At 57.8% G+C, this 12,456-nt stretch carries 10 protein-coding genes; 2 read left to right on the top strand and 8 right to left on the bottom strand.

Going from position 1 to position 12,456, the window contains the following annotated elements:
• The first annotated feature begins 49 nt into the window (after positions 1 to 49).
• Complete coding sequence (locus J3348_RS10630) at positions 50 to 970, top strand: ROK family protein (protein WP_207698955.1); 921 nt, start codon at positions 50 to 52, stop codon at positions 968 to 970.
• A 135-nt stretch (positions 971 to 1,105) separates the two neighbouring features.
• Here the strand turns inward: J3348_RS10630 and J3348_RS10635 are convergent, their stop codons facing one another.
• From J3348_RS10635 to J3348_RS10655, 5 genes are all read right to left on the bottom strand, one after another.
• Positions 1,106 to 2,410: a hemolysin family protein gene (locus J3348_RS10635; RefSeq protein WP_207698967.1), complete on the bottom strand. Its 1,305-nt coding sequence runs from the start codon at positions 2,408 to 2,410 to the stop codon at positions 1,106 to 1,108.
• Positions 2,411 to 2,743: 333 nt separating this feature from the next.
• The gene (gene clpB, locus J3348_RS10640; protein WP_207698956.1) at positions 2,744 to 5,356 is read right to left on the bottom strand and encodes an ATP-dependent chaperone ClpB; all 2,613 of its coding nucleotides are present in this window, start codon (positions 5,354 to 5,356) and stop codon (positions 2,744 to 2,746) included.
• A gap of 815 nt (positions 5,357 to 6,171) precedes the next feature.
• Positions 6,172 to 7,074, bottom strand: coding sequence for a DegV family protein (locus J3348_RS10645; protein WP_005943906.1), 903 nt, complete (start codon positions 7,072 to 7,074; stop codon positions 6,172 to 6,174).
• Between the two features lie 45 nt (positions 7,075 to 7,119).
• The gene (locus J3348_RS10650) at positions 7,120 to 8,412 is read right to left on the bottom strand and encodes an adenylosuccinate synthase (protein ID WP_044953951.1); all 1,293 of its coding nucleotides are present in this window, start codon (positions 8,410 to 8,412) and stop codon (positions 7,120 to 7,122) included.
• Positions 8,413 to 8,622: 210 nt separating this feature from the next.
• A complete protein-coding gene (locus J3348_RS10655; protein ID WP_120080532.1) occupies positions 8,623 to 8,847 on the bottom strand; it encodes a DUF896 domain-containing protein in 225 nt (74 codons plus the stop codon).
• Positions 8,848 to 8,978: 131 nt separating this feature from the next.
• Here J3348_RS10655 and J3348_RS10660 point away from each other — a divergent pair, with 131 nt between their 5' ends.
• Positions 8,979 to 9,608 (top strand): epoxyqueuosine reductase QueH, encoded by a 630-nt coding sequence (locus tag J3348_RS10660; protein WP_154260760.1) that lies wholly within the window; start codon positions 8,979 to 8,981, stop codon positions 9,606 to 9,608.
• A 28-nt stretch (positions 9,609 to 9,636) separates the two neighbouring features.
• Here the strand turns inward: J3348_RS10660 and J3348_RS10665 are convergent, their stop codons facing one another.
• The 3 genes from J3348_RS10665 to J3348_RS10675 all read right to left on the bottom strand — a co-directional run bounded on the left by J3348_RS10665 (position 9,637) and on the right by J3348_RS10675 (position 12,456).
• Complete coding sequence (locus J3348_RS10665) at positions 9,637 to 10,776, bottom strand: MFS transporter (RefSeq protein WP_207698957.1); 1,140 nt, start codon at positions 10,774 to 10,776, stop codon at positions 9,637 to 9,639.
• Positions 10,777 to 10,908: 132 nt separating this feature from the next.
• Positions 10,909 to 11,808, bottom strand: a complete 900-nt coding sequence (locus J3348_RS10670; RefSeq protein ID WP_120080526.1) for an RnfABCDGE type electron transport complex subunit B — start codon at positions 11,806 to 11,808, stop codon at positions 10,909 to 10,911.
• A 15-nt stretch (positions 11,809 to 11,823) separates the two neighbouring features.
• Positions 11,824 to 12,456, bottom strand: a complete 633-nt coding sequence (locus tag J3348_RS10675) for an Rnf-Nqr domain containing protein (protein ID WP_005943888.1) — start codon at positions 12,454 to 12,456, stop codon at positions 11,824 to 11,826.

The raw sequence follows: 12,456 nt of genomic DNA on the forward strand, positions 1-12,456 counted from the left end.
CGCATTTGCCATAATAAGGAAGAAGATCAGCTTTGCGGAGGGAACAGCAATGAAGGTCATGGTTTTTGACGTAGGAGGCACCGAGATCAAATATTCGGTCATGGACGAGCAGATGAACCGTTTCGATGCCGGTTCCGTGCCCACGCCGCAGGATACGCAGGAGCATTTTCTCGACACAATATACGCTCTGTATGCACCGCATAAGGATGAAGTGGACGGTATCGCCATGGCGCTGCCCGGCTTTGTGGATGCCAACACCGGCTATGTCTCCAACGGCGGGGCACTTCTGTACAACACCGGCACACAGGTGGGGCAGCTGGTGCGCGAAAGATGCGGCTGCCGTGTCACGCTGGAAAACGACGGCAAGGCTGCAGCCATTGCAGAGCTGCGGGCCGGTGCCTTGCAGGGCTGCTGCAATGCGGCAGTGTTTATCATCGGCACCGGCGTGGGCGGCGGCATCATTGCCAATGGCCAGCTGGTGCGCGGCGTGCACTTTACCGCCGGAGAGTACAGCTTTGTGAACACCAACGCCGACGAGTGGGAGAATACCGAAAAAACCATGGCCTGCCAGTGCAGCACCAAATACCTGCTCAAGTGGTACCGTGCCCGCAAAGGCCTGCCCGCCGATGCCCCCATGAACGGTAAACTCTTTTTTGATGCCGCCAATGCCGCCGAGCCGGAAGCGCTGGAAGTGCTGGAACGGTTCTGCAGGATGGTGGCCGTGCAGATCTACAACCTGACCGTATTGCTGGATGTGGAAAAGGTAGCCATCGGCGGCGGCATCAGCAAGCAGCCGCTGCTGCTGGACGATCTGCGCCGGGTATATGCCGGGCTGTTTGCTTCCCGTGGGGAATCACCCTACATGATCGGTCTGCCCCGCTGCGAGATCGTGCCCTGCCATTTCAGCAGCGAAGCCAATCAGGTGGGAGCATTGTATACCTATCTGCAGGCGGAAAGCAAAACCATTTAATGGCTTCCGCTTCGCTCTAACCATATTCAGCGGAACAATTATTTTTATAGAGCAAACTCCGGCAGACCGCGGTCTGCCGGAGTTTGCTTTTTCACAGGATAGGGCCGTATTGGAAAACGGCATCCTCCCTTAGATTTACTTATTGGTCAGCCGGTTGAAGTGCGGCTTTTCGTCTTCTTCCTTCTTCGGTTCCGGCTTTTCCGCCGGGGTCAGGCGCACCTCAGTCACGCGGCGCTTGGCCGTGCGGGTAACGACACCGTCGTACTCGCCCAGCGTGAACCGGTCGCCCACCTTGGGCAGATGGCAGGTTTTTTCCTGCACCAGACCGTTCACCGTATTGGAATCGATATCTTCATCCTCCGGCAGGCCCAGCCTCTCATACAGGTCGTCCACACCGGCACTGCCCAGTACGATCCAGCTGCCGTCCGACTGTTTGCGGAAGTCCTCGGTCGCTTCGTCGTGCTCGTCCCAGATCTCGCCTACCAGCTCTTCCAGAATGTCTTCCAGCGTGATGATGCCCTCGGTACCGCCGTACTCGTCCACCACCACCGCCATGTGATGGTGCTGCTCGCGCAGGGTGCGCAGCAGCTGGGAGATCTGGGTGGAGCCGGTGGTATAAAGGGTGGGCTTCACAAGGTCTTCCAGCGTGGTATCCTTGCGCAGACGGCCAAGGTAAAAGTCCTTTTCATGTACCACACCAATGATATTGTCAATGGTGCCGTGGTAGACGGGCAGACGGGAATATCCCGATTCCGCAAAGGTATCGGCCACCTCATCCAGCGAGAGATCGTCCTCCACCGCGATCACATCCACGCGGGGCGTGAGGATCTCCTCCACCTCCACATCGTCGAACTCAATGGCGCTGCGGATGAGCTGGCTTTCCCGGTCGGTCAGCTCGCCGTCGTTCTCGGCCTCGCTGACCATGGTCATCAGCTCGCCCTCAGTGATGGTGTCCTCCTCGGTGCTGCGGATGAAATGCCCCAACAGGCGCTTCCACTGGGTGAACAGCCAGGTCAGCGGGGTGAACAGGATCATGAGCAGGTTCAAAAAGGGCGAAACCGCCGTGGCAACCGTCTCCGGCATCTCCTTTGCAAGGCTCTTGGGGGTCACCTCGCCAAAGATCAGAACCACAATGGTCAGCACGAAGGTGGACACCGTCGCGCCCCGCTCCGGGTCCAGCAGGCGGGTGAACAGCACTGTGCCAATGGATGCTGCGGCAATGTTGACGATATTGTTGCCGATGAGGATGGTGGAGAGCAGCTTGTCGTACTTTTCCGACATAGCCAGCACACGGGCTGCTGCCGAATCGCCGTCCTCGGCGCGGCTTTTCAGGCGGATCTGGTTCAGGGAAGAAAATGCGGTCTCAGAGGCGGAGAAAAAGGCGGAAAATGCCACCAGAATGATCAGCGCCGCCAAAAGCGTAATACTGCCATCGTCCATAAAAAGGGAAATCACACTCAACTTTCTGTTTTTGTTTGAACCCTCTCAGGCATCGCTGCGCGATGCCAGCTCCCCCGAAGGGGGGAGCTTTTTTCTGTGCGCCCGCAGCCAGCCCCTTCCACGCAGAAGGTGCTGCTGCCCGGGATATCGCACACTGGCGCAACGCGCCTGAGAGAGTTTTGGGATAAATGTTCTTACATACAAAAATGTGCTCCCCATCGTTGCTGTTCCGCGATGAAAAGCACATCAATGTTATTTGTAATCATACCATATTCTGTACGGTGGTGCAAGCTTTCTTGCCGCAAAGTCCGTACAGAACAGGTAAAATTTACATTATCGCAGGGTCAAAGCGCCATTCTCGCAGTCTACCGTCAGGGTGTTGCCCTCGGTATAGCTGCCCTGAATGATGGCCTTGGCGATCAGGGTCTCCACGCGGCTCTGGATGAACCGCTTGATGGGACGTGCGCCATAGACGCTGTCGTAAGCAGAATCGATGATGAAGTCCTTGGCAGCGGTGGTGACCTCCAGCTTGAGGTGCTTGCCCTCGTCCATGCGCTTGCGCAGATCCTGCAGCTGCAGATCCACGATCTTGCGCATCTCGTCCTTGGTCAGGCTCTTGTAGTAGACGATCTCATCCAGACGGTTCAGAAATTCGGGGCGGAACTTGCTCTTCAGCAGCTGGTCGATCTGGTGCTTTGCTTCCTCGCTCAGCTCGTTGGAACCGTTGGCACGGCGCTGCTCCAGATCATTCAGGATGATGTCGCTGCCCAGATTGGAGGTGAGGATGATGACCGTGTTCTTGAAGTCCACGGTGCGGCCCTGACTGTCGGTGATGCGGCCATCGTCCAGCACCTGCAGCAGGATGTTGAACACATCGGGGTGGGCTTTTTCCACCTCATCGAACAGCACCACGCTGTAGGGCTTGCGGCGCACAGCCTCGGTCAGCTGGCCGCCCTCTTCATAACCGACGTATCCCGGAGGCGCGCCGATCAGACGGCTGACGCTGAACTTCTCCATATACTCGGTCATATCGATTCGCACCATGTTGCGCTCGTCGTCAAACAGGGCCTGTGCCAGTGCCTTGGCCAGCTCAGTCTTGCCCACGCCGGTGGGGCCGAGGAACAGGAAGCTGCCGATGGGGCGGTTGGGGTTGGCGATACCGGCGCGGCTGCGCAGGATGGCCTCGCTCACCTTGGTCACAGCCTCGTCCTGACCGATGACCCGCTGGTGCAGCACATCGTCCAGATGCAGCAGCTTCTCGCGCTCACCCTCCACCAGTTTCTCCACCGGGATGCCGGTCCAGCGGGCCACGATGCGGGCGATCTCCTCGTCGGTCACGCGGTCACGCAGCAGGCTGTCCTCCTTCTTGGCGGCGGCGATCTTCTCTTCCTCTTCCAGCTGTTTCTGCAGCTGGGGCAGCTTGCCGTATTTCAGCTCAGCGGCTTTGTTCAGGTCGTACTCGCGCTGAGCCTTTTCAATGTCGGCATTGGTCTGCTCGATCTGCTCACGCAGGGATTGCACCTTGCCGATGGCGTTCTTCTCGTTCTCCCACTTTGCCTTCATGCTGCGGAACTTGTCCTGCAGCTCGGCCAGCTCCTTTTCCAGATCCTTCAGGCGGCTCTGGCTCAGGGCATCGGTCTCCTTTTTCAGGCTCACCTGCTCGATCTGCAGCTGGGTGATGCGGTGGGCCAGATCGTCCATCTCGCTGGGCATGCTGTCCATCTCGGTCTTGATCATGGCGCAGGCTTCATCCACAAGGTCGATGGCCTTATCCGGCAGGAAACGATCCGTGATATAGCGGTCGGACAGGGTGGCAGCGGCGATCAGGGCGCTGTCGTTGATCTTCACGCCGTGGAACACCTCGTAGCGTTCCTTCAGGCCGCGCAGAATGGAGATCGTGTCCTCCACGGTGGGCTCATCCACCTGTACCGGCTGGAAGCGGCGCTCCAGAGCGGGGTCTTTCTCGATATACTGGCGGTACTCGTCCAGTGTGGTGGCACCGATGCAGTGCAGCTCGCCCCGGGCCAGCATGGGCTTGAGCAGGTTGCCTGCGTCCATGGCACCATCGGTCTTGCCGGCACCCACGATGGTGTGCAGCTCATCGATGAAGAGGATGATCTTGCCCTCGCTCTTCTTCACCTCGTTCAGCACGCTCTTCAGGCGCTCCTCGAACTCGCCGCGGTACTTTGCACCGGCCACCAGAGCGCCCATGTCCAGACTGAACACGATGCGGTCCTTCAGGTTTTCGGGCACATCGCCGCGCACGATACGCTGTGCAAGACCCTCTGCAATGGCGGTCTTGCCAACGCCGGGCTCACCGATCAGGCAGGGGTTGTTCTTGGTCTTACGAGACAGGATGCGGATCACGTTGCGGATCTCCTGATCACGGCCGATGACGGGGTCCAGCTTCTGCTTGCGGGCAAGATCTACCAGATCCTGACCATACTTCTGCAGGGCGTTGTAGGTATCCTCCGGGTTGTCATTGGTGACGCGCTGGTTGCCGCGCACTGCTGTGAGCTGCTGCAGGAACTTATCTTTCGTGATGCTGAACGCACGGAACAACTCGGTGGTGTTCTGGGTCTGCTCGTCCAGCAGACCCAGGAACACATGCTCCACGCTGATATAGTCGTCCTTCATGGCCTTGGCTTCTCGGGCGGCGGCGCTGAGCACCTTATCGGCAGCCTGCGAGATATAGACCTTGTCGGGGTCACGGCCGGAGCCGGAGACCCGGGGCAGAGCCGAAAGCTTTTCGGCCACGGCGGCAGCAAAGCTGCCGGGGTCAACATTCAGCTTCTGCAGCAGCTGCGGGATCAGGCCCTGCTCCTGCGAAGCGAGGGCGTGCAGCAGATGTTCAGGTTCCAATTGATTGTGCTGGTACTCCACAGCCAGCTGTTGCGCTGCCTGCAGAGCCTCCAGCGTTTTCTGTGTATATTGATTGGTATTCATAAAGTCAAGCCTCCATTCATACCGGAAGGTTTATTTTAGCGGACGCGATAGCCATCTGCTAAAAGCCCGGTGCAGAGATGCTGCCGAACGGGAAGCAGCGGCTATTCTTCAGTTGTTTCACGGTTTCAAGCACCTCCTGCCGAACTGGTTTTACTTGTTTTAGCACTCTATCTGTTCGACTGCTAAAACTATACTCCTGTTTTCCCACTTTGTCAATAGGGTTCATAAAAAGTTTGCAAATCACAGTTTTTGCTAGAAAAAACACGCAGCCTTGCCATACCGTTCGTCGCGTAAGCGACTTAAAATCGGCGCAACACAAAAAATCCTCTAGCGCAGCGACTTGGATTTTTTGTATGGAGCCCATCTGCTTTGGGATTATTAAGGGCGAGCAGCCCTTAGTTTGCAACGGCGACGACCGCGGCCGGCGGCCGAAACAGGGAGGAGCTGTTGGGGCAGCGGCCTGCAGGATGCGAGTGCCGCGCAAGGCACGAAGCAGACGCAGGGAGCCGCAACCCGCCGCCTCCCGCGCCTCGAAAGTAGCGGAGACCTTGCCGCGCTGAACACGCGGCATTTGCTTTGCAAACCGGTCTGCGGCTTAAAAGCCCCACTGGGGCTTTCATGCCCTGCGGGCACCGCCGTCCTTTCTGGTTCTCTTTTGGCACGCAAAAGAGAACTTATCCGGTGGAGAAGAATTGCATAAAAGTCAAGAAATCTGTTCCACTCGAATACGCTCTGTATGGGAAGCATTGCTCTAAAAAAAGAACCCCAAAAAATCCATAGATTTTCTGGAGTTCAAAAATTCATATAATGTGATCTCAGCCCTGCTTTTTCCAGCGGCGCATCACGCCCATGCCCAGCGCATAGGGGCCGGTGTGCACGGCAATGGTGCAGCCGATCTGCAACAGGCCCACTTCGCACTGTGCGCCGGGGTACTTTGCACGCAGGGCCGCGCGGGTCTGCATCCACAGGCGCTTGCCTTCCTCTTCGTCGTAGCCGTAGCCTACGGTGATGCGGTAGTCGTCCGGGGTGCCGCCGTGGGCATCCAGATAGTTCATCAGCTGTTCCAGCGCTTTTTCAAAGCTCTTCTGTCGGCCGCGTGCCACGCCGCCGGAGAAGATCTCGCCATCCTTGAACAGGATCATCGGCTTGATGCCCAGCATGTTGGCTGCACGGCCCGTTACCTTGCCAATGCGGCCGCCCTTGATGAGATAGTCCAGATTGCCTACCGTGAAGAAGATCTGGTTGGTAGCTTTCTCTGCTTCCAGCCATGTCACGGTCTCGTCCAGCGTGCAGCCTGCGTCCCGCATGGCCACGGCGTTTTCCACCATGGTGGACTCGGTAACGGTAGCCGCCGCGCTGTCAATGACCTCAATGCGGGCATCGGGGAAATCTTCCAGCACCAGATCCCGGGCATTGCGGGCGCTACCCACACAGCCGCTCATCTTGCTGGTGAACACCAGACACAGCACATCCCGGCCAGCAGCAGCATGGGCACGGAATGCCTGCTCAAAGTCCTCAATGGAAGCAAGGCTGGTTTTGGGGTAGGCCGAAGGGTTGTCCACCATGAACTGGTAGAAGTCCCGCACGGCGATTTCCTTGCCTTCTTTGCGGTAGTGCTCGCCGTCCAGCGAGACATAGAAGGGCACGACCTCGATTTGGAGCTGTTTGGCAGTGTCCAGCGTCAGGTCGCATGCGCTGTCGGTAATGATATCAAACATCTGTGACGCTTCCTTTTCTGAATCATTCAGGAGCTTTGCAGGGGATCATACGTGGTGGATATAAGCCTCACGCTCGGCACCCACAGAGATGTAGGTGATCTTGCAGCCGACAGCCTTTTCCAGATATTCCACGTAATCGCGTGCTTCCTTGGGCAGGTCTTCCCACTTGCGGGCTGCGGTGATATCACAGTGCCAGCCGGGCAGGTACTCCACCACGGGCTGTGCGGTGTCCAGAGCTTCGCCCATGGGGAAGCGGGTGGTGGTGCTGCCATCGGTCAGCTTGTAGGCAGTGACCATGGGGATCTTTTCCATGTAGTCCAGCACGTCCAGCAGGGTCAGAGCAACTTCATCGCAGCCCTGGCAGAACACGCCGTAGCGGCTTGCCACCAGATCGATGGGGCCAACGCGGCGGGGACGGCCGGTGGCTGCACCGTACTCGTGGCCAGCCTCACGCAGGTCGTGCTTTTCCTCTTCGGTCATAGCCAGCTCGGCAGTGAAGGGGCCGTCACCCACGCAGGAGGAGTAAGCCTTCATCACGCCGATGGAGTTGTGCAGCTTGTGGCCCGGGATGCCTGCGCCGATGGGAGCGTAAGCACCGATGACGTTGGAAGAGGTGGTATAGGGGTAAATGCCAAAATCGATGTCGCGCAGAGCGCCCAGCTGAGCCTCGAACAGGACCTTCTTGCCTGCAGCGTCTGCATCGGCCAGATACTGGCCCACATCGCAGATGTAATCCTTGAAGATGGCGGCATACTTTTCGAGCCATGCCCACATCTCATCCACGCTGATGGGAGCTGCGTTGTAGCTGCCCTCCATGACCAGATTCTTGGAATCCACCATGGTGACCAGGCGCTTCTTCACAGCGTCGTCCAGATGCAGCAGGTCGCCCATGCGCAGGGTCTTCTTCATGTACTTGTCGCCGTAAGCGTAGGCAATGCCGCGCTTGGTGGAGCCGAACTGTGCGCCGGTCTTGGACAGACGTGCTTCTTCCAGACCATCCTGCTCCACATGGTAGGGCATGGTGATGGTTGCACGGTCGGAGATCTTCAGGTTTGCCGGGCTGATCTCAACGCCCTGCTCCCGCAGCTTGTTGATCTCGCCGTCCAGATGATGCGGGTCGATGACCATGCCGTTGCCCATAACGCAGACCACGTTCGGACGCAGGATGCCGGAGGGCAGCAGATTCAGCACGAACTTGCCGCGCTCGTTCTTAACCGTGTGACCGGCGTTGTTGCCGCCCTGATAACGTGCAACGATGTCATACTCCTGGCTGATGAGGTCGACCATGCGGCCCTTGCCTTCATCGCCCCAGTTGATACCCGTAATTGCAGTAAGCATAATAAATGACCTCTTTATCATTTTTTCAAAAGACAGCCTTTTCCGTGCACCTTGCCCGGGATACGCCACCTTGGGAAAACACATCAGCAGGCATACACAAAGCACATACCAATGCAAGTATAGTATAGCACAGATCGCCGTGCAAAAAAAGAGGAAAACACAGCTTTTGGCTGCGTTTTCCTCCAAAAAAGTGTGCGCAAAATTGTGCGTTCAGCTGCGGGGGTTCTCAAGGTCGGCACGGCGGATCACCTTGTGGATAGTGCCGTCCGGCTCCTGAATGGAGGTGTTGGCCAGCTGTGCGCGCAGGCTGGCCTTCATGTCGTCGATGTATTCGCGGCGCAGGGCCTGCTGCTCTGCCTTTTCGGCCTCGGTCAGGCCAGTGGTCTTGCTCTTTTTTGCCAGCTCGTTGATGCGGGCGATCTTTTCCTGTGTCATGGTGCCTCCTGTATTTTCAAGCGGAATATGTTATAATAAGAAAGCAAACCCTCTCAGTCATTGCTGTGCAATGCCAGCTCCCCCGAAAGGGCGAGCTTTTTAAGGAATTTTCTCAATCAGTATAGCAAAGGATGATAAAAATGGCAACTCAATTGAATTTTGCACAGCAGATGGATGCCGTGCTCAAAACGCTGGACGGCACCCGGCCGCGCCTTTTGCTCCACGCCTGCTGCGGCCCCTGCTCCAGCGCAGTGCTGGAACAGCTGTGCCAGTATTTTGAGATCACAGTGCTTTACTATAACCCCAACACATGGCCTGCAGAGGAATACTACCGCCGCGGCGAAGAGCTGAAGAAGTTCGTGGCAGCAGCCCATCCTCTGGGCGTGACCGTGGTGGAGGACCACTACGACCCGCAGGAGTTCTACTCTGCTGTCACCGGCCTTGAAAACGAGCCGGAGCGGGGCAGCCGGTGCACGATCTGCTACCGGCTGCGGATGCGCCGGGCGGCGCAATACGCCAGTGAGAACGGCTTCGACTGGTTCACCACTACACTGTCCATCAGCCCGCATAAAGATGCCAAGCGCATCAATGCCATCGGGCAGGAGCTGGAAGCCGAGTTCGGCGTAAAGCATCTGCCTTCGGACTTCAAAAAGCACAACGGCTATCTGCGCAGCCTGCAGCTTTCGGAGGAATACGGCCTGTACCGGCAGGATTACTGCGGGTGCGAGTTCAGCGCGAAGGCAAGAGGGATCGAAAAGTAAGCCGTTATCGGGCAGGCCGCTTTTTTGCTTACTCTTCCGGCAGCTTTGCCACCAGCAGGGTGAAAATAATCAGGCCCACGCAGGGCACGATGTTGGAAGCCATACCGGCGGCAAGGCCAGCCTTTTCGGCCACGATGCCGATGATCCACGGCATGAGGATGGCACCGCTGGACGCCGCCGGCAGCATGATGCCCATGCTGGTCACGCTGGTCATGCGGCCCGCGCTGGCCACAGCGGTGGGGTTCAGGCCCGCCATGGAGAACGCAAACGCAAACAGCAGCACGATGGCCATGACCTGCGTGTGGGCCATGACCAGCAGCACATAAAAGATCGTACACAGCACGCTCATGCCCACCATAGCCTTGCGCGGGCTCTTGAACGGGAACACGAATGCGATCAGCAGACGGGCCACCAGCGTGGCACCCCACATGACCGTGACGGTGTAAGCCGCCAGTGTGCCTGCAATGATGCCGCTGCCCTTGAAGTAAGTGACCATCCAGCCGTTGACGCTCTGCTCTGCAGCGTTCTGGAAGAACAAAAGGCCGGTCAGCATCCAGAATCGTGCCGAACGCAGAAAGCTCCAGTCAATGGCCTGCTTTTCCTTGGCATTCTTGGTCTTGCCGCCGCCCAGCGGGGTAAAGGCATATACCAGCCACAGTACAAGTCCCAGTGCCGCCAGCAGGAACACCGCCAGCTCAGTGCTCACCTTCGCCGCTGCCGCAATGAGGAAGGGGCACAGCAGCGCACCGCAGGCGTAGCAGCTGTGCATCAGGTTCATGCCGCGGGTGCGATCAGCAGAGTGATCGCTGACCAGAATGGTGCAGGTGTTGATAACACTGCCCTTGGCAATGCCCACCACAAAGAAAGCCACTGCCAGCAGGATCTCTACACCGGTCAGGCCCATGATGCCGTAGCCCACCGCATAGCCGATGGTGAGCAGCAGCACACTGGGCTTCATGCCCAGTACACTAGACAGCATACCAATGAGCAGGCCTGCCAGCAGATTACCCACACTCATAAGTGAGAGCAGGGTGCCAGTCATGCCGTAGGCAAAGCCGTAGCGCTCCTGCAGCAGGCTGACCACCACGCCCGCACTGATGGCACAGATGCCACTGAAGAAGAAAGTAAGAAAGCCTGTATTCCGCAGGCGTGCAGACTGTTGTTCCATAATCGTCCTCTTTCTGTGAAAATATCCTCCCTCTATTTAACCATAATTCCGCATCATTGCAACCGGATTTTCTTACAAAAAGTTGCAAAAAGCCCGCCGGGCATCGCTGCACGGCGGGCTTTGGTTTACAGTTTACTCTGCCTTGGTCTCGGGCTTTGCCTCAGCCTTGGCTTCCGGCTTTGCTGCGGGGGCAGTAGCGGGAGCGGCGGGCTTCACCACGGGCTTCGGGGGATTGGGGTCATCCTTCAGCGGGAAGAGGATGATGTGCTTGGGGCACTTCTGGGCACACATGCCGCAGCCCTTGCACTTGTCATAGTCGATGCGGGCCACGCCATCCACCACGTGGATAGCGTCAAACTTACAGGTGCGCTCGCACATACCGCAGGCAATGCAGGAGGTGGTGCAGGCCTTCATGGCCACAGGACCCTTGTCCTTGTTGGAGCACATGACCACCGGCTTGCGCGGGCCGCCCACGTCGATCATGATGACCTGCTTGGGGCAGATGTTTGCGCAGGCACCGCAGCCGGTGCACTTGTCCTTGTCCACCTTGGCAACACCGTCCACAATGTGGATGGCATCGAACTTACACACCTTGGTGCAGTCGCCCAGACCAACGCAGGCAAAGGAGCAGGTCTTGGGGCCGCCGTACAGTGCAGCAGCGGCTGCACAGGTCTGGATGCCCTTGTAATCATAAGCAGGCTTGCAGTGCTCGGAATTGCCCTGGCACTGGACAACCGCCTTCTTTTCCACAGCGCTGGCCGTGCCGCCCATGATCTTGGCAATGGCAGCGGCAGCCTTGGGGCCGCCGGGTGCGCACTTGTCGCAGGGCACGCCGTCCATGACCACAGCCTTTGCGTAGTCCGCACAGCCTGCGTAGCCGCAGCCGCCGCAGTTTGCACCGGCAAGGCAGTTGGTAACTTCTTCAATGCGGGGGTCTTCCTCCACCGCCATGAACTTGGACGCTGCGACCAGAACGATCGCGCCGACTGCGCCCACGATGGTACACAGGATAACAGCAGATACAATATTCATAATCCTGTTCCTCCCTTACAGCGTGACATTGAACAGGTTTTCGACGATGCCGCCGAAGCCCATGAAGGACAGGCTGGTGATTGCTGCTGCGATCAGGGTGATGGGCAGGCCCTTGAAGGGTGCCGGGGGATCGCAGGCTTCCACGCGCTTGCGCACGCCGCTGAACATGACCATGGCCAGCATGAAGCCGCAGCCTGCGCCGATGGCACAGACCAGAGCCTCAATGTAAGCAACACCGAAGCCCATAGCAGCCACATCTGCGCCGTAGTCGCCCACGACCAGAATGGTGACCGCCAGAACACAGCAGTTGGTGGTGATCAGGGGCAGATAAACGCCCAGAGAGTTATACAGTGCAACCACGTACTTCTTGAGGAAGATCTCGATGAACTGCACCAGAACAGCAATGACCAGAATGAACACGATGGTCTGCAGGTAGCTCAGACCAGCCGGGTCCAGAATGAAGATCTGGATGGGGAAGGTAACGGCCGTTGCCATGAACATGACGAAGATGACGGCACCGGACATACCAACCGCAGAATCCAGCTTTTTGGAAACGCCCAGGAACGGGCAGATACCGTAGAACTTCACCAGCACGTAGTTGTTGACCAGGATCATGCTGAAGAAGATCGCAGCGAGTTTTACTAACAT

It is taken from the genome of Faecalibacterium sp. Marseille-Q4896 (assembly GCF_017377615.1).
Taxonomy (GTDB): Bacteria; Bacillota; Clostridia; order Oscillospirales; family Ruminococcaceae; genus Faecalibacterium; species Faecalibacterium taiwanense.

Excerpts from the sequence above, each read along its gene's own strand:
- J3348_RS10630 (WP_207698955.1), top strand. The coding sequence starts at position 50 with ATGAAGGTCATGGTTTTTGACGTAGGAGGCACCGAGATCAAATATTCG.
- J3348_RS10635 (WP_207698967.1), bottom strand. The coding sequence starts at position 2,410 with ATGGACGATGGCAGTATTACGCTTTTGGCGGCGCTGATCATTCTGGTG.
- clpB (WP_207698956.1), bottom strand. The coding sequence starts at position 5,356 with ATGAATACCAATCAATATACACAGAAAACGCTGGAGGCTCTGCAGGCA.
- J3348_RS10645 (WP_005943906.1), bottom strand. The coding sequence starts at position 7,074 with ATGTTTGATATCATTACCGACAGCGCATGCGACCTGACGCTGGACACT.
- J3348_RS10650 (WP_044953951.1), bottom strand. The coding sequence starts at position 8,412 with ATGCTTACTGCAATTACGGGTATCAACTGGGGCGATGAAGGCAAGGGC.
- J3348_RS10655 (WP_120080532.1), bottom strand. The coding sequence starts at position 8,847 with ATGACACAGGAAAAGATCGCCCGCATCAACGAGCTGGCAAAAAAGAGC.
- J3348_RS10660 (WP_154260760.1), top strand. The coding sequence starts at position 8,979 with ATGATAAAAATGGCAACTCAATTGAATTTTGCACAGCAGATGGATGCC.
- J3348_RS10665 (WP_207698957.1), bottom strand. The coding sequence starts at position 10,776 with ATGGAACAACAGTCTGCACGCCTGCGGAATACAGGCTTTCTTACTTTC.
- J3348_RS10670 (WP_120080526.1), bottom strand. The coding sequence starts at position 11,808 with ATGAATATTGTATCTGCTGTTATCCTGTGTACCATCGTGGGCGCAGTC.
- J3348_RS10675 (WP_005943888.1), bottom strand. The coding sequence starts at position 12,456 with ATGTTAGTAAAACTCGCTGCGATCTTCTTCAGCATGATCCTGGTCAAC.